Origin of the sequence: Parasedimentitalea maritima (assembly GCF_005771405.1) — a bacterium.
Classification (GTDB): Bacteria; Pseudomonadota; Alphaproteobacteria; order Rhodobacterales; family Rhodobacteraceae; genus Parasedimentitalea; species Parasedimentitalea maritima.
This window is the reverse complement of record NZ_VAUA01000004.1, coordinates 370144-386982: the sequence shown is the minus strand read 5'-3', so window position 1 is coordinate 386982 and position 16839 is coordinate 370144. Positions and strand designations below refer to the sequence as shown.

14 protein-coding genes are annotated in these 16839 nt (G+C 56.2%); 8 read left to right on the top strand and 6 right to left on the bottom strand.

The genetic code is table 11. The annotated features are described in order from the left end of the window. Positions 1 to 3 precede the first annotated feature (3 nt). Positions 4 to 1977, bottom strand: coding sequence for an AMP-binding protein (locus FEE96_RS10460; protein WP_138162975.1), 1974 nt, complete (start codon positions 1975 to 1977; stop codon positions 4 to 6). A 226-nt stretch (positions 1978 to 2203) separates the two neighbouring features. Between FEE96_RS10460 and FEE96_RS10455 the strand changes: the two genes are divergently transcribed. The 4 genes from FEE96_RS10455 to FEE96_RS10440 all read left to right on the top strand — a co-directional run bounded on the left by FEE96_RS10455 (position 2204) and on the right by FEE96_RS10440 (position 6678). Then, complete coding sequence (locus FEE96_RS10455) at positions 2204 to 4105, top strand: PAS-domain containing protein (protein ID WP_138162974.1); 1902 nt, start codon at positions 2204 to 2206, stop codon at positions 4103 to 4105. After that, positions 4102 to 4806 (top strand): response regulator transcription factor, encoded by a 705-nt coding sequence (locus FEE96_RS10450; protein WP_138162973.1) that lies wholly within the window; start codon positions 4102 to 4104, stop codon positions 4804 to 4806. Before FEE96_RS10455 ends, FEE96_RS10450 begins: the two co-directional genes overlap by 4 nt. A gap of 80 nt (positions 4807 to 4886) precedes the next feature. Continuing rightward, on the top strand, positions 4887 to 6332 hold the full coding sequence (locus FEE96_RS10445; RefSeq protein ID WP_138162972.1) for a sulfatase-like hydrolase/transferase: 1446 nt from the start codon (positions 4887 to 4889) through the stop codon (positions 6330 to 6332). Between the two features lie 118 nt (positions 6333 to 6450). Beyond that, positions 6451 to 6678 (top strand): WGR domain-containing protein, encoded by a 228-nt coding sequence (locus tag FEE96_RS10440; protein WP_138162971.1) that lies wholly within the window; start codon positions 6451 to 6453, stop codon positions 6676 to 6678. Here the strand turns inward: FEE96_RS10440 and FEE96_RS10435 are convergent. After that, a complete protein-coding gene (locus tag FEE96_RS10435; protein WP_138162970.1) occupies positions 6663 to 7859 on the bottom strand; it encodes a hydantoinase/carbamoylase family amidase in 1197 nt (398 codons plus the stop codon). The genes FEE96_RS10440 and FEE96_RS10435 overlap by 16 nt on opposite strands. Before the next feature lie 170 nt (positions 7860 to 8029). Between FEE96_RS10435 and FEE96_RS10430 the strand changes: the two genes are divergently transcribed. Genes FEE96_RS10430 through FEE96_RS10415 form a run of 4 tightly spaced genes read left to right on the top strand, consistent with a single transcriptional unit; the run spans position 8030 to position 11597 of the window. After that, entirely contained in the window at positions 8030 to 8683 is a 654-nt protein-coding gene (locus FEE96_RS10430; protein WP_138162969.1) for a histidine phosphatase family protein, read from the top strand. A gap of 34 nt (positions 8684 to 8717) precedes the next feature. Further along, entirely contained in the window at positions 8718 to 9332 is a 615-nt protein-coding gene (locus tag FEE96_RS10425) for a glutathione S-transferase family protein (protein ID WP_138162968.1), read from the top strand. Between the two features lie 11 nt (positions 9333 to 9343). Further along, positions 9344 to 10396, top strand: a complete 1053-nt coding sequence (locus tag FEE96_RS10420; RefSeq protein WP_138162967.1) for a saccharopine dehydrogenase — start codon at positions 9344 to 9346, stop codon at positions 10394 to 10396. A 58-nt stretch (positions 10397 to 10454) separates the two neighbouring features. Next, positions 10455 to 11597 carry a saccharopine dehydrogenase family protein gene (locus FEE96_RS10415; RefSeq protein ID WP_138162966.1) on the top strand — a complete coding sequence of 381 codons (1143 nt, stop codon included), beginning with the start codon at positions 10455 to 10457 and terminating at the stop codon, positions 11595 to 11597. Between the two features lie 131 nt (positions 11598 to 11728). Here FEE96_RS10415 and FEE96_RS10410 read toward each other — a convergent pair whose 3' ends face one another. The 4 genes from FEE96_RS10410 to mutL form a co-directional block, all read right to left on the bottom strand. Then, complete coding sequence (locus FEE96_RS10410; RefSeq protein ID WP_138162965.1) at positions 11729 to 12046, bottom strand: DUF3775 domain-containing protein; 318 nt, start codon at positions 12044 to 12046, stop codon at positions 11729 to 11731. Positions 12047 to 12142: 96 nt separating this feature from the next. Then, positions 12143 to 13420, bottom strand: coding sequence for an adenylate/guanylate cyclase domain-containing protein (locus tag FEE96_RS10405; protein ID WP_138162964.1), 1278 nt, complete (start codon positions 13418 to 13420; stop codon positions 12143 to 12145). 69 nt (positions 13421 to 13489) lie between these two features. After that, complete coding sequence (locus FEE96_RS10400; RefSeq protein ID WP_246079392.1) at positions 13490 to 14890, bottom strand: DNA recombination protein RmuC; 1401 nt, start codon at positions 14888 to 14890, stop codon at positions 13490 to 13492. 30 nt (positions 14891 to 14920) lie between these two features. After that, the gene (gene mutL, locus FEE96_RS10395; protein WP_138162963.1) at positions 14921 to 16807 is read right to left on the bottom strand and encodes a DNA mismatch repair endonuclease MutL; all 1887 of its coding nucleotides are present in this window, start codon (positions 16805 to 16807) and stop codon (positions 14921 to 14923) included. Between the last annotated feature and the right edge of the window lie 32 nt (positions 16808 to 16839).

Sequence of the window (16839 nt, the reverse complement as noted above, 5' to 3'; positions counted from 1 at the left end):
TGTTCATTCTGCTGCCACTTTCTGTGCCGCCACCGGCACCACAACGGCATCACCGATATCTAGCGTTGCACTGATTGCGCCTTTGCGGCCATCTTCATAGGTGACCTCGGTATTGGTCGAGATCTGCGCTGAACCGTCATAAAGGGCGGCGATAATGTCGGCGAATTTTTCCTCGACGATCCGGCGGCGCACTTTGCGAGTGCGGGTCATTTCGCCGTCATCCGCATCCAGTTCTTTATGCAGCACCACAAAACGATGCACCTGACAGCCAGACAGCATTGGATCTTCGGCCACGGATTTGTTGACCGTGGACACATGCTCGGCAATGCTTGCCAGCACTTTCGGATGACCCGCCAGCTCCTGATACGATGCATAGGCGATGTTGTTGCGTTCGGCCCAGTTACCGACCGCAGTCAGGTCGATATTGATGAAGGCAACACAGCGATCCTTACCGTTGCCGAACAGCACCGCCTCTAGAATGTCGGGATAAAACTTCAGCTTGTTCTCGACATATTTAGGGGCAAACATGCTGCCGTCGGCCATTTTGCCGACGTCCTTGGCCCGGTCGATGATCCGCAGATGTCCTGACTTGTCTTCAAAGAATCCAGCGTCACCCGTGGCGACCCAACCTTCGGCATCTTTGGTGTCCGCGGTGCTTTCGGGGTTTTTATAGTACTCAACAAAAGTGCCGGGCGAGCGATAGAAAATTTCGCCGTTGTCAGCGATCTTGATCTCTACGTCCGGTGCAGGAACACCAACTGTATCAGCGCGCACTTCGCCGTCAGGCTGCACAGTAATGAACACTGTCGCCTCGGTCTGACCATAGAGCTGCTTCAGATTGATACCCAGCGAACGGTAGAATTCAAAAATCTCAGGGCCAATGGCCTCACCAGCGGTATAACCAACCCGTACTTTGCCAAAGCCCAGCGTATCTTTCAGCGGACCATAGACCAGAAAGTCGCCCAGCGCATATTTCATCCGATCCATAAACCCGACAGGTTTACCATCCAAAATGGCCGGTCCTACTTTTTTGGCATGGGCCATGAAGTGATGGAACATCTTGCGCTTAAAGTTACCGGCATCTTCCATCCGGATCATCACGTTTGTCAGCTGGGTCTCAAACACCCTTGGCGGTGCGAAATAGTAGCTCGGGCCGATCTCCCGCAGATCGGTCATCATGGTTTCAGCGCTTTCCGGGCAGTTCACGCAGAACCCGGTCCAGTAAGCCTGCCCAACGGAAAAGATAAAATCGCCAACCCAGGCCATCGGCAGATAGGCTAGGATTTCGTCGTCCAACCCAAGCTTGTCAAACTCAGATGCGTTTTTGGCGCTTTCAATCACGTTACGATTGGAAAGCACCACGCCCTTGGGCTTGCCAGTAGTACCTGACGTATACAGCATCACACAGGTGCTGTCGTAGGTCAGCTCGTCACGACGTTTTTTCAGTTCAGGAATAAATTCATCATAAGCCGCGCGGCCCTGATCTTGCACATGGCTGTACTGGTGCAGTTGCGAGTGGTCGTATTTCCGCAACCCGCGTGGGTCGAGATACAGCAGATGTTCGAACTGGTGCAATTGATCCTGCACCTCGATCACCTTGTCGACCTGCTCCTGATCGGTAACAACAACAAAGCGCGCACCACAGTGGCTTAGCACATAGGCCATCTCTTCTGCGTTGGCGTCCTGATACAGGGGCACTGGGATCGCGCCGACCGATTGGGCGGCAACCATCGACCAATACATATAGGGACGGTTGCGGCCAATCACGGCGATAAAGTCACCCTTGTTGACGCCAAGGTTGATCAGACCAAGCGCCAAAGCCTCGATTTCTTTTTCCGCCTCAGCCCAGCTCCAGCATTGCCAAATGCCAAATTCTTTCTCCCGGTAGGCGGGTGAATGAGCGAACTGTTTCGCATTGCGTTGAAGCAGCGCCGGCAGGGACAGTAGTCCCTCGGCGCCCGACTGCGTCTGAGCCAATTTATTCTCCTCCCACTCCGGCCCTCCCGGCCGAACTGATCGCATTGCGCGATTCTGTCCCCGATTAGGGACGACACAATGATTGTCCGTCAACTTTTTCGTGAAGTTTTCCCAATTGTTACGAATTGTAACAGCCCGCCCGAGGCACTTGGCAACCTGCGCAATTCTGCCGCGCCCCCTTTGCCAAAGTGTTCAGCGGTGCTAGCCCTAGCGGCGGGAGATCAGGATGGACAAAGCCAACAAGCAAACAACCGCGATGACCATGGCCGGGCTGAACCTGATTGCACAGGCTCTGTCTATCTATGATGACGACTTGAATTTGGCTGTGTGCAACCGCCGGTTCCAAGAAATGTTTGCCCTACCCGATCATCTGGTCACCCCCGGCGCCCGTTTCGACGATACGATCCGGTTTATCGCACTAAGCGGCGAATATGGCCCCGTAGAAGATATCGACGACCTGGTACAACAACGGGTGGATCAGGCCAAAGATTTTGTCCCGCACTATCTGGAACGCGAACGTGGCAACGGCCAGATGATTTCCATTGAAGGTGCGCCATTGCCAAATGGCGGCTGGGTCACTGTTTACACCGATATCACCCATACCAAACAGGTTGAACATCTGTTGCGCGCCCGGTCCGAGGAATTGTCAGAGCAGGTGCTGGCCCACACTGAACAGCTTTCGGCCACCAACCGTGAATTGGCAGCGTCGAATAGTTCACTGGAAGAAATCAAAAGCCAACTAACCGAAATTGAGCGGCGCACCCGATTGACCACAGAAATGATGCCTGCCCATATCGCACACGTTGATGAGGATGGACACTACACCTACACCAACCGACGCCTGAGCGCGGTATTTCCCGGCCGACCCTCCAAGATCCTGGGTCTTCACATGCGTGACGCATTAGGCAGTTCAACCTACGCCCGGATTGAGCCTCACCTGCGCGCAGCCTATCAGGGTAAAAACCCGGTTTTCGAATTCACCGAAGACCACGGCAGTCACCGTATTCGTGTGGCCCTGACCCCCGACCCGTCGGGTGGGGTTTATATCCTGTCCATGGATATCACCGAAGAAACCCAAACCCGTGTTGCCTTGCAACAGGCACGCCGTCGCGAAATGGCGGCACAGATGACCAGTGGACTAGCGCATGACTTTTCCAACCTGCTCACCATCATTCTGGGAATGCAAAGCAAGCTAGAGAAATTGGGGTTACCCCCGGAGTCCGGCGATCTGGTGCAGGCCACATTGTCAGCGGCACGTCGGGGCGGACGCCTGCTGAACCGGATCGCAGATATGACCGGAAATCGTACCCTTCGGCCCCGCGCCACTGACATGCACGCACTGTTGCGTGAATTGAAAATTCTGGCCACGCCGTCCCTGCCGCAAGCAGTTGGATTGAGTGTATTGGATAACACTCCAGACCCGGCGGTCCTGCTGGATCCGGGAATGTTGCAAGACGCGCTGTTAAACCTGATCCTGAATGCCCGTGACGCCTGTGGGACAAGTGGCCAGATCACCGTCAGCGCCCACACTGTCGGTGAAACTTGGTTAGAAATCAGCGTCAACGACACCGGCCCAGGATTTTCTTCAACCGCATTGGACAAGGCACTGAACCCGTTTTTCACCACCAAAGGGGGCGAAGGGTCCGGGTTGGGCCTGCCGATGGTCTATGACACCGTAAAATTGGCAGGCGGCGATATGCACATCGGCAATACGGTCTCAGGTGCCAGCGTCACCCTGCGACTACCCTACCGCGCAGCCCCCGACGCCCGCGGCGGCCTCGCACTACTGGTTGAGGACAGCGAGGATTTGCGCGCAACATTCCGGGATATGCTGATTGATCTGGGATATTCGGTGATCGAGGCCACATCGGTTGACGAAGCCTGCGCGCTGGCCGCTGACTTGCCGGATATTTCTCTGATCCTGTCAGATATCCATCTACAAGGGGATGCAACCGGGCTGGACCTGTTGACCCGCATGCAAGGATCAGATCTGCCCTGCCTGCTGATGACATCTTTGCCGGCAAATGACCCACTGCACCAGACCGCGCTGCGACACGGCCCTGTCTTGCAAAAACCCTTTACCACTGACCAGCTCTCTGCGCTGCTCAACCCGGAGACCACGGCATGACCACGCCCCTGATCACCATTCTGGATGACGAGCCAGAAATTCGACGGATCCTGACCGATGCGCTGGATGAAGCTGGCTTTCGCACCCAGAGTTTCTCGCGAGCCCGCGAATTTGAGGCCTCACTGAAGCGGGTGACGCCTGATGTTTGTTTAGTAGATCTGTCGCTGCCAGATACTGATGGCTTAGCGCTTGTACATAGGTTGGCATTGGAACAGGGCGCGGCAGTAATCATCATTTCAGGCCGGGCACAGGTGCAGGACCGGGTCACTGGGTTGGAACTGGGCGCAGACGATTACATCACCAAACCCTTTGACCCTGCCGAAGTGGTGGCACGGGTCCGGGCAAGATTGCGCAGTGGACCGCGTCAAACCACGCAGTCAGGAAATACGGCCCAGTTTTCCGGCTGGACCGCCCATTTCGACCGCTACATGCTGGAAGATGACAAAGGCGAAGAAACACCATTCTCCCACGCTGAAGGCGAAGTCCTGCGATTATTCCTTGATAGCCCCAAGCGGCTGATCTCGCGAGCGCAGATGCAGGAAATGCTGGGCGGCGCTGCCGGGGACAGCTTTGACCGGGCGATGGATGTACGTATTTCACGGTTGCGGACCAAGCTGCGCGAAGATCCCAAAAATCCTCGCCTTATCAAAACGATCTACGGTGCAGGCTACATTTTCCTTGGGGATGTCAGCTGGAGTTGATTGGACCGTTGCAATGAGTGCCCCCTGAACTATGGTCAGACTGGACTAGTGTCAGCACCTTCAGGACAAAGGTATTTCTCATGCGCCCATTCAGCCGCCAGTTATTTGCAATCACTTTCGCGGCCTTGCTGTTCGGTGTTGCAAGCCCTTCGTTCGCGCAGACCAAACAGCCAAATATCATCTACTTGCTGGTCGATAATTGGGGCTGGGGTGACATATCCGTACAGGGAAGCACAGTTTCAACGCCTGTTATCGATGCCTTTGCCGCCGAGGGCACACGATTTTTGAATTTCAACATCGAAAATCAGTGCACTCCAACCCGCTCGGCTATCCATACAGGTCGCTTACCAATTCGCTCTGGAACCCAGAAAGTTGCAGCACCGGGTGAACCAGACGGGCTTGCCCCTTGGGAATACACCATCGCTGAGCTCCTTTCTGACGCCGGGTACAAAACTGCCCTGTTCGGAAAGTGGCACATCGGGTCCCAGGTTGGTCGCCACCCAAGCGATCAGGGCTATGACGAATGGTGGGGCATCAACGAAGGATCAAACGCTGCGGCCTATACCTCCACCCCGGAATTTGATCCCAAAGTTGCCGCCACGCCCCACTTTTGGGAGGGTAAAAAGGGCGCGCCGTCGTATGAAACCGAGCTCTACGACATCCCGGGCAAGACAACTTTTGACCAGAAAATTACAGATCGAGCTGTCGACTACATCCAGCGCACTGCCAATGGGGATGATCCGTTTTATCTCTATGTCGGGTTCACGCAATTTCACCCTCCGTGGGTGGTTCATCCAGATTTTGATGGGGTTTCGGGCGCGGGATACTATTCGGATATCAAATACGAAGTGGATCACAACATTGGCCGCATCTTGCAAACGCTTGAAGCAGTCAACGCTGCCGATGATACGATTGTCATTCTCACCGGAGACAACGGGCCGGGAACACTCCCGCAGGGTCTTGGCTATGCAACCGGAGAAGTCGGTGGGTCAACGGGCCCGTGGCGTGGCGCACTTAGCACCGGCTTTGAAGGCGGCATGCGGACACCGGGCATGATCCGCTGGCCCGGGCAAGTTCAGGCCGGTGTGGTCACCAACGAAATCATCTCGGTTCTGGACATATACCCCACACTTGCAACTTTGGTTGGCGAAGCGGGGCGCATCCCAACAGACCGTCCGATTGATGGTATTGATCAAAGTGCCTTTATCCTTGGCGAACAGGAGGTCTCCAATCGCGAGCACATTGTTACATTTGTCGGCGATGATGTGTTTGCCGTGAAGTGGCGGGACTTAAAGGTCCATTTTTTCACTGCTGAAGCGTCGTTCTCTGAGATCAAAAAGCACACTTTTCCGCAGGTTTATAACATCAAGGAAGATCCCAGTGAGCAGTTTGAGCTTTGGGGCAACGAAGGCTTTGCGCATGCCTGGGTTATGACGCCGGTGACTGGAATTCTCACGGACCTGACCAAAAGCATGGCCGCCTTTCCCAACATACAACCGGGGCAGGATTTCGATGGATATGACTAATCTTTCGCCTTAATCGCGAACGCTTCTCGTCAGACTTCTTTCGCAGAAACGGTGGAATTCAACACCTCCATGGCTTCTGGGACTTGCTGTCACGAATCGCCCACGTTACGATTCAAGGATGGCCACTTGTCTGCTCTACCGCCAGATCCCTGCACGGATCCCCCGTTTCTATCGCGTTGAACTGGCGATGAACCTCTTTTCTGAGGTCTCGGTTCTGCGCGAATGGGGTGTCGCCGGGCGCAATGGACAAAGTGTCATCAACAACTATGCAAATTTGCGCGACGCCTCAAAAGCGGCCGACCAGTACCGGAACCGCGCGTTGAAACGCGGTTATGCCAGAGCCTGAGCAGCCCCTGCCAAAACTTCTAGTCCCAGAACCAGGTCCGCCTCATCAGTGTCTTCGTCAAAGGCATGACTAATGCCGCCAATCGAAGGCACAAACAACATCGCAACCGGCATCACCGATGCCATGTTCGACGCATCATGCAAGGCACCGGACGGCATGCGACGCCACTGATTTGGGGCTGATTGCCCGGCGGACTTGATTAAGGCGTCCTGCAGACCTGCGTCCATCGCCACCGGCTCGATCCCCATCACCGGACCAAGCGTCACTTCAAGCCCGCGCTCTGTGGCGGTTTCCTTGGCCAAATCGTGAATGATCTGCTCCATTTGCTTTAATCGTGCGGCATCCTCGTCTCGCCATTGCATCGAAAAGGTCACCTGCCCCGGCACGACGGAGGAGGCATTCGGGTGAAGCGACACATGGCCGATGGTCCAGACTGTTGTTGGCGTGACCACATCTGCCAGTCGATTGTTCAGCATAGCATTAAAGGCTGACAGTCCCTGAAACGCATCCTGACGCAAATGCATCGGAGTGGTTCCGGCGTGGTTTTGTCGGCCTGAAAAACTGATCCGCATATCCCGGATACCAACGATATTGCTGACCACACCAATCCTATCATCACTTTGATCCAACGATGGGCCTTGCTCGATATGCATTTCAAGAAACCCGCTGAAACGATCATGGGGTAAAAAGGGCCCTGTCAGGTCAGCCATCCGCCCCCGCGCCTGAGCAAGTGTAAGCCCATCGTTGTCAGTAAACGCATCAGCCTGCTGTAGCGAGACGTTTCCCGACCAGACATCAGACCCCGTGGTCACACCAAAGCGGCCTTCTTCATCCTGAAAACTGACAACCGAAATCGGAGCAGCGCCGGCTTCTTTGGCAGCGCGGGCAATTTCCAAGCCCGCAATCACACCCAGTGCGCCATCCAGCCAACCTCCTTCGGGCTGGCTGTCGCTATGCGAGCCAATCAACAAGGAACGTTCGCCGCCAAGGCCAAACAGATTGCCAAGCGGGTCAAAATGCACGTCCAATCCTGCATCGGCCATACGTGAGGCAAGCCATTCCCGGGACGCAAGATCGGCATCACTATAGGCCTGCCGCACCACGCCCTTGCCAATACCCGAGGCCCCGAAGCTGCGTAGCTTGTGCAAATCGGCCAAAAATCTCTTAGCATTCACAGTCATATCCGGCCTCTTTTTCGATCACTTCAATCCGTTGTTTCATGACGGATTCCCTGTGGCAATGGCTACTCATCTACCAGACAAATTCAAAAGATGTGCAACAAACAAAACGCTCTCTTTCCACTGTTGCAAACCTCGCCTAAGACTTGCCAATCAGTACAGGGAACCGCCGCATGTCTCACATCACACTCATTCGTCACGGACAGGCCAACACCGGAGCCCGAGATGAGGACAGTTATGATAAGTTGAGCCCGCTGGGACACCAGCAGGCGGCTTGGCTGGGCGAGCATCTGAAGGCGAGTGACCTTCATCATACCCGCGTGTTCTGTGGCACTTTGACTCGTCACATTGAAACCGCTCAAGGCATGGGTGTCGCCAGTAACATCACACGCGACCCGCGGCTCAATGAAATGGAGTATTTCACACTCGCTCAGCTTATGGAGCAGCAGCATGGGCTCGAAATTCCCACCGAACGCGAAGGTTTTGTACAGCACCTGCCCCGTGTATTTGCGGCATGGCAAGCGAATGATATTGAAAACCCACCAGAGTCCTGGCGGGACTTTGAGAACCGCGTCAACGGTGCACTGACCGATATCGCCGCGGGGGACGGACCAGCATTGGTTGTAACCTCAGGCGGTTTGATTTCCATCGCGATGCGATTGGCACTGGGGCTGGATACGTTGGCGACGGCCAGAATGGCACTGGCGATCATGAACACCTCCATGCACCGCTTGCACCCAATTGATGGCCACCTTTGCCCAGTTCTGTTCAACGCCGTGCCACATCTGGACAATCCCAATCGCCATTTCGCTCAAACCCATCTGTAATTTCAACACCGTCTCAATATAACAAGGATTTAACATGCAACTGTATTACGCTCCTGGCACCATCTCAGTCGCTGTGGCTATTGCCTTGCAAGAGGCCGGACTTGAGCATGAAGCCATCAAAATTGATTTCTCCAAGAACGAACAGTCTTCGTCTGGATATGCTCAAATCAATCCAAAAGGACGAGTGCCCGCACTTGTTGTTGATGGCGGCATCTTGACCGAAACTGGTGCGCTACTGGAATACATTGCTGATCTAGTGCCACAGTCAAGCCTGCGCCCTTCCGACCCGCTGATGGCCTCGCGCATGCGGGAAGTCATGTTTTATCTCGCTTCAACCATGCATGTCGCGCATGCGCATAAAATGCGCGGTCATCGCTGGGCTGACCAGCCTTCCTCGCATAAAGACATGACCTCTAAAGTTGCCCAAACCATGACTGAGTGTTGCGCTTACATCACCTCAAACGGGCTGCGCGGCCCCTTTGTACTGGGTGATGAACTCAGTCTGGCGGATTGTTATCTCTACCTGGTCTGCACCTGGCTGAACGGCGACGGGGTTGCGCTTGACGACTTCCCCAAAATCAAATCATTCATGGCAGCAATGGAACAACGCGACTCGGTCCGCGCCATTTATGCGGCCGGCATGCTGTAAAGGACATGACTATGACACATCTCTGGGTTCGGGCTGAACAACGGCTCAACGAAGATCGGGTTGGCCTGACACCAAAAGGCGCCAAGGCGCTGATGGATGCCGGGATCAAAGTCACAGTCGAGGAAAGCTCGGTCCGTGCTATTCCATTGCAGGGCTATGTCGATGCGGGTTGCGATATTGCGCCGGAAAACAGCTGGCCACAAGCGCCGGCTGACGCCATCATATTTGGCCTAAAAGAACTACCCGAGGATGGAACACCGCTGCCGCACCGCCACATCATGTTCGGCCACGCGTTCAAGGGTCAGCATTCGGGCAAGGCGCTGCTGGATCGGTTCAAGGCCGGTGGCGGCACGCTGTATGATCTGGAGTATCTGGTCAGCGAAGATGGTCGTCGTGTCGCCGCCTTTGGCTATTGGGCCGGCTATGCAGGTGCGGCGGTTACCTTGAAAACCTGGGCCGCCCAGCAACATGGGAAAAGCTGCGGTTCCGTTGGTGTTTACCCCAACAAAGACAGCTTGCTGGCAGAACTCAGTGGCGAACTGGATGCGACCAAATCCGACCGCCCCAAAGCCATTGTTATCGGCGCGTTGGGACGGGTTGGCACCGGGGCAGCAGACCTGTGCGAAGCCATGGGCGTACAGGTCACAAAATGGGATATGGCTGAAACATCCTCCGGGGGGCCCTTCCCCGAGATCCTGAACCATGATCTGTTCCTGAACTGCATCTTTGCCCGCCCCGGCACCCCGGTTTTTGTCCCGCGCGACGCATTGACCACGCCACGTAAGCTGACCGCCATTGGCGATGTCGCCTGTGACCCGGATAGCGACTACAACCCGGTTCCGGTCTATGATCGCGCCACCACATGGGAGGAGCCTGCCCTGCGCGTGGCAAATGACCCTGTGCTGGATGTGATGGCGATCGACAACCTGCCATCGATGCTGCCTGTTGAAAGCTCCGAAGACTACGCCGAACAACTACTGCCATCTCTGCTGACGCTGGTTGATCTGGATGCAGGTGTCTGGGGACGCGCAGCAATGACTTTTGCAGAGCACACCAAAGACTAGTCAAACACGGCTTTGGCCGCTACAGCGCTTATGAACTTCATATGAGGGGGAAACACCCATGACCATCCACTGGTGCGGCACCGGCCTTTCGGCCATTCCCGGTCTGCGTCGCCTGCTTCAAGCAGGACATGACGTTGCGGTGTGGAACCGTACAACCGCCAAGGCAGAAGAAGCCGTTGGCGATCTGACTCAGAACATCCATGCTTTTGATATCGACAGCCTGGGTGCTCGCGTCGCCAAAGGCGATGTCATTGTCTCGATGTTGCCCGGCGACTGGCATGTGCAACTGGCAGAACTGGCCATCGCCAATGAGGCGCATTTTGTTTCGTCGTCTTATATCGCACCTGAAATGCGCGCACTGAACGACAAGGCCCGCGCCGCCAGTGTCGCCGTGATCAACGAAGTTGGCCTTGACCCAGGCATCGACCACCTGATGGCCCACGCCCTGGTGGATGACTACAAGGCCTCTGCAGCCTATGACGCCAGCAACGAAATCAGCTTTATCTCGTACTGTGGTGGCATCCCAAAGATCGCCAATGACTTCCGCTACAAGTTCAGCTGGTCGCCGCTAGGCGTACTCAAGGCCCTGCGCTCGCCGTCTCGCTCGATCCGCGACCACAAGCCACTGGATGTTGCGCGCCCTTGGGATGCGATCTCCAGCTACACCGCACCACTGCCCACACCGGAAAGCTTCGAGGTTTACCCAAACCGCGACTCGATCCCATTCATGCAGCAGTACGAATTTGGCGAGGACTGGTCAGTCAAGGAATTCGTTCGCGGCACCCTACGGCTCAATGGCTGGGCTGAGGCCTGGGATGGCGTCTTCAAAGAGGTCGAAACTCTGTCCGGACCAACCGGTGACTCACGGCTCAAGGAAATGTCAGACCAATTCTGGAACGACAACGCCTATGACGACGGCGAACCTGATCGCGTTGTGCTCTGCGTTGCGCTAAAAGCTGAAAAAGACGGCGCCGAGGTCTGGCACAAGACCTATGTGATGGATGCCTGGGGCAACGAGGACAGCACCGCCATGGCGCGCCTGGTATCGATCCCGGTTTCCTTTGCAATCGAGGCCGCGATGAACGGCCAGATCGATGCTGGTGTACACGCCGCCCCTAGCGATCCCAAACTGGTCACGCAGTGGATGCAAGAGATTGGCAAACTGGCTCAACATCTCCAGTTGATTGACCATCACGCATAAACCAACAAATCTGGGGCCTGCCAAATGTGGGCCCCGTTCCCCTGTTCATCTCGCCATAAATATCCCGGGGAGTTTGAGGGGCTGGCCCCTCAATTGCGCTGCGGTTACCGCCCATGGCCACGAGGCACGGACTACATTAGATCGTCTTCAACTTCATGTGCTGAAATTCCCAGCGCGTCCAAACCATTTTCCAAATGATCCGCCAAATGGGGTGAGCCCAACAGGTAATCGGCACAGGGGGTCGAAGCATCGCGTCTGGCTGTCAAAATCGCCTCTGCCAGATCTTCGGCAAAAAAGCTCTCGCGACCAATCCACATCACTGCAACCAACTCTGCCTGTTCATCTTCATTCAGACGATCAATAAAGGCCCGCAATTCACCTTCGGCCCGATGCAACTCTCGCGCCATCATCGCCACCTGTGCTACTTTACGGGCTGAAATTCCCAGCATGGCCCAGCTCCTTTTATCTGCATGGATTAAGCATAACAGATAAACCAGTATCCCGGTTAAACTTTGATCTGGAACAATCCAGTCGCGATGAATGATCTAGCCACGGCCGAAGATTTCGATGCCGCCACTGCGCCCGCGTAGCTCAGCGGCTGGCAGCGGGATCCACCCCTGCGACGCGGGCGCCACCGATGCAGCTTGCAACACTGCCGCAGAGACAATGATCCCCTGCTTCTCCTGCTTGGTCAGTTGCTCCAGCCGCGCCGCAATATTCACCGTGTCGCCAAACACCGTGTATTCCAACCGTTGCGGATCACCGACCACCCCGGAAAACACCTCGCCCCAGTGCAGACCGATCCCCACCAATACGGCGTCTTCACCTTTTTCCTGCCGGACATCAGACCAATTCGCCATGCTTTTTTTCAGCGCCGAGGCACAATCAATCGCCCGAGTTGCAGCCTCATCTCCTTCAAACAACACCATTGCAGCATCGCCCATGAACTTATCTATCATCCCACCACTGGCATCCGAGCATCCCTGAACGCGACTGCGGAAATCGGTAATGTAGCTGCCAACCTCTTGTGGATCCCGGCCCTGCGACCAACGGGTAAACCCCCGAATGTCGATGAACAAAACAGCCATATTCTGACGCTCACCGCGGCGCAGGTTGTCCAGGCTGGCCTCAGCAAGTCGATGGGCCAGCTGAGCAGGTAGATACCGCGTCAAATTGGCCTTTTGTTGGGCCTCGGTAATCGACCTGTGAACCAGTCGCCGGGTGCGCCAGGCTGCCACCACCAGAACAACGCCGCCAAGGGCGATCATGGTCACGCGAATGATATTGGGCGGGCCGGATAGCAGGATCTGCGCACGCTCTACTATGAATGGCGTCACCTCTTCTGGTTGCCACAGCGATAGTGCCGCCAAACCGACGGCAATCACAGCGACGCAGTAGGCCTGTAAATACGGGTTAAAGCGCAAAACCGTAAAGCCAAAGATCACGGGCACCAGCCAGGTTGGGGGCAGAATAAATGTCAACTCGCCCGGCAGGCCCGTGTTTGCCAATCCAACCCAGGCGTTGACCAACATGAATAGGCAATCCACCGTGACCAGCGGCCAGACCATCCAACTGCGAATGCGCCCTGTTCGCGCCATCCAGAGTGAGATCATCCCGACCAGCAAATAAGAGCTCATGGTCGCCACTGCAAAAACCCACTGCCTGCGCAGGTAGTTTTCCGGCGAACTGTTACTGCCCTTCACTGCCAGAAAGAACATCGCCAACAGGCCAAGGGCGACCGCAATCCGCAGCAGAGACACGACCTGCTCGGCTTCGACTTCAGCCTTCTTCAGCAGTGCGTTATCTGGCGCGAGTATGCTCATGTTTCAAATGGCCTCAGTGACACAATGGTTCTGCGGTATTTAGGAACGATTTCTCAAAAACCTAGAAAATTACTCGTCTCCCAACAGGTCTGTCACCTGTCGAGCATCACTTTCAACCTGCGCTGGGGTGTTTAGTTCGGATCCGCTCGAAACCACCCCCATGGCCTCGAATTTGCGAACCGAGGGTAGCACCCGCGCCTCCAGCGACCCGACCGCCTTGTTGTAACTGCTGACAGAGGACGACAATGACCGGCCGACCAAGGCCAGATTGTTCGAGAATGTGACCAATCGCTTGTACAACTCCTTAGCCGTGTCCTGCACTTCCAGAGCATTCTCGGCCATCTTTTCTTGCTGCCAGCCATAGGCAATGGATTTCACCAACGCCATCAGAGTTGTTGGTGTGGCGATCAGAACTTTGTTCTCAAACGCATATTCGATCAGCCCCGGATCCACTTCTGCCGCTGCTGATACAAAGGTCTCACCGGGGATGAACATCACCACAAAATCCGGCGTCTCACCCAGTGCATTTTGATAGGCCTTTGACGACAGCTGTTTCACATGGGTGCGCACATGCCGGGCATGGCGTGACAAATGTTCTTGCTGCAGTTCAGGCGTTTCAGCCTCCAGCGCATCCAGATATCCGTCCAATGGGGTCTTGGCATCCACCACGATGCTTTTGCCACCGGGAATGCGCACAATCGCATCCGGACGACGCAACCCGTCATCAGTGCCCAGCGATTTTTCCAGATCATAGTCTACATGCTCGGACATCCCGGCCATGTCGAACACCTGCCGCAGCTGCATTTCGCCCCAACGTCCCCGCGTTTTGGGGGCTCGTAACGCCTGCACCAGCTTGCGTGTCTCGCCGCCCAGTGCCGCTTGCCCGTCCGTCAGCGCCTTCACCTGCTCGCGAATGGCGCCATAGGCTTCGGTCCGGGCCTGTTCGATCTCTTTGATGCGATCACCAAATTGCCCCAGCTTTTCGTCCAAAGGCTTGACCAGACCTTCAATTGCGGCATGGCGCTTGGCCAGGTCCGCATCGGCTGTTTGGGAATGGGTTTTGAACCGCTCGCTGACCAGCGACAAAAAGTTCTCGGAGTTTTGTTTCAACACGCCGGAGGCCATGGTTGAAAACTCGTGCTTCAACTTTTGGTTCATCTTATCCAGCTCTTCAAGACGCACATCATGTTCACTTTTCAGCGCCCGCACTTCAGCCTCGGCCTGATGTCGCGCCGCAACCTCACCGTCGCGCAACTGTCGCAAGGCGGCAAGCTCTCCGTTCAGTTCCGGCACTCGCGCCACCTCTGTTTGCATCGAGGCACAGGCTTGGCGCAGCTCTATATTCTCGCTCCGCAGGTCCTCGACCACAGCGGCTTGTCTGCGCGCCACACGCCAAAGAACCGCGAACAAGACAGCTGTCACGGCAAACACCAATGCGGCGACGGGCCACAGGTTTGGATCAATTTGCACAGATGTGCTCCCTGTTATGAGCCTGGCCGCTTAGGTGCGGCCAAACAGCCGTTCAATATCGGCCAGTTTCAATTCAACATATGTAGGGCGACCATGGTTGCACTGGCCAGAATGCGGCGTCGCCTCCATCTCACGCAGCAAGGCGTTCATTTCTTCGCCGCGCATGCGACGTCCGGACCGAATCGAGCCATGACAGGCCACCCGGCTCAAGATCGCCTCGACCTTGGCCTGTACCAACTGGCTGCTGCCCTGATCATCCAGCTCATCCAGAATATCCTTGATCATCGCCTCGGCGTTGACCTCGCCTAAGATTGCAGGCGTCTCGCGCACGGCGACAGCCCCACCACCAAAGGGTTCAATGCCCAGCCCAAATTTGGCCAGCTCATCCGCGACTTCCAACAGCTTGGCGCTGTCATTGTCGCTCAGCTCGACAATCTCAGGGATCAACAAAGCCTGTGCGGCCACGCCATTTTCGGCCATCTGGTTCTTCAGCTTTTCATAGACCAAACGCTCATGCGCGGCATGCTGGTCAACAATCACCATACCGTCGGCGGTCTGGGCGATGATATAGTTCTCATGCACCTGCCCGCGTGCCGCACCCAGTGGCAGTTGCTCCACCCCGGGCGCGGTGGCCTCTCCCGCATCCGACGTGGGCCCCGGGGCTTCGACCAGTTGACCGCTATAGCTCTCGGCCAGATCAGCAAAGCCCATGCTGGGGGGCAAATCTGCCGGTCTCTGGGCGGCATAAGTTGCACCCCGTGCGCCCATTGACGGGCGATCCATCTGATAGACCCTTGGCGGCATCCCCTGGGTCTCTGGCGTCATTGCCCCCAGTGTTGCGCTGCCCACAGTTGTCGACGCACGATGCCCCGCCTCAGCCAAGGCGTGACGCAGTGCAGAAACGATTAACCCACGCGCGATGCCGGGATCACGAAACCGCACCTCGGACTTGGCAGGGTGAACGTTGACGTCCACCATTTCCGGGTCGCAGTCGATGAACAGCGCCGCCGCCGGGTGACGATCGCGGCTCAGGAAATCGAAATAAGCGCCGCGCAAGGCACCCTGCAACATCTTGTCTTTCACCGGACGGGTGTTGACGAATAGGAACTGCGCCACGGCTGCACCGCGTGAATAGGTTGGCAGCGCCGCATAGCCATACAATCGGATACCGTCACGGGTGGCATCGATTTTCAGCGCGTTCTCGGCAAACTCACGCCCCAGAACCGAAGCCAGCCGCCCGTGCAGCGCGTCGAACAGATCACCACTCAACGGATCAGCGCGAAACGTCACCCGCCCCTGTCCACCGCCCGAGACATCACGCAGGGTGAAGCCAATCGAGGGTTCCGCCATCGCCAGCCGCTTGATCACATCCGAGATTGCCTGCGATTCTGCCCGGTCCGTTCGCATGAACTTCAACCGTGCCGGAGTGGCATAGAACAGGTCTGATAGTTCCACCACAGTGCCGGATCGCAGCGCAGCGGGTCGTACCGCTTCCATCTTGCCGCCTGCTACTTTGATCATTGCCGCATCATGACCTTCGGCGCGACTGGTGATGCTGAGCCGTCCCACCGCCCCTAAACTGGGCAGGGCCTCCCCCCGAAAACCAAAGGTGTGGATGTTCAAAAGGTCTGACCCGTCGATTTTGGAGGTCGCATGCCGCGACAGCGCCAATGGCAGATCCTCGGGCGACATGCCGCACCCATCATCGGTGATGCGGATCAAGGTTTTGCCGCCATCCGCTATCTCAATACCGATCCGGGTTGCGCCCGCATCAATGGCGTTTTCCACCAGTTCCTTAACCGCAGAGGCCGGCCGTTCCACCACCTCACCCGCCGCAATCCGGTTGATGGCAGCGTCGTCCAACTGACGAATGACAGGACGTTCACTGTCGCTGATATGGGGGTCTGGCGTATTCATACCGCTAAATTTAGCAGAGGTGTGAGATTCTA

Excerpts from the sequence above, each read along its gene's own strand:
- FEE96_RS10455 (WP_138162974.1), top strand. The coding sequence starts at position 2,204 with ATGGACAAAGCCAACAAGCAAACAACCGCGATGACCATGGCCGGGCTG.
- FEE96_RS10450 (WP_138162973.1), top strand. The coding sequence starts at position 4,102 with ATGACCACGCCCCTGATCACCATTCTGGATGACGAGCCAGAAATTCGA.
- FEE96_RS10445 (WP_138162972.1), top strand. The coding sequence starts at position 4,887 with ATGCGCCCATTCAGCCGCCAGTTATTTGCAATCACTTTCGCGGCCTTG.
- FEE96_RS10440 (WP_138162971.1), top strand. The coding sequence starts at position 6,451 with ATGGCCACTTGTCTGCTCTACCGCCAGATCCCTGCACGGATCCCCCGT.
- FEE96_RS10435 (WP_138162970.1), bottom strand. The coding sequence starts at position 7,859 with ATGACTGTGAATGCTAAGAGATTTTTGGCCGATTTGCACAAGCTACGC.
- FEE96_RS10430 (WP_138162969.1), top strand. The coding sequence starts at position 8,030 with ATGTCTCACATCACACTCATTCGTCACGGACAGGCCAACACCGGAGCC.
- FEE96_RS10425 (WP_138162968.1), top strand. The coding sequence starts at position 8,718 with ATGCAACTGTATTACGCTCCTGGCACCATCTCAGTCGCTGTGGCTATT.
- FEE96_RS10420 (WP_138162967.1), top strand. The coding sequence starts at position 9,344 with ATGACACATCTCTGGGTTCGGGCTGAACAACGGCTCAACGAAGATCGG.
- FEE96_RS10415 (WP_138162966.1), top strand. The coding sequence starts at position 10,455 with ATGACCATCCACTGGTGCGGCACCGGCCTTTCGGCCATTCCCGGTCTG.
- FEE96_RS10410 (WP_138162965.1), bottom strand. The coding sequence starts at position 12,046 with ATGCTGGGAATTTCAGCCCGTAAAGTAGCACAGGTGGCGATGATGGCG.
- FEE96_RS10405 (WP_138162964.1), bottom strand. The coding sequence starts at position 13,420 with ATGAGCATACTCGCGCCAGATAACGCACTGCTGAAGAAGGCTGAAGTC.
- mutL (WP_138162963.1), bottom strand. The coding sequence starts at position 16,807 with ATGAATACGCCAGACCCCCATATCAGCGACAGTGAACGTCCTGTCATT.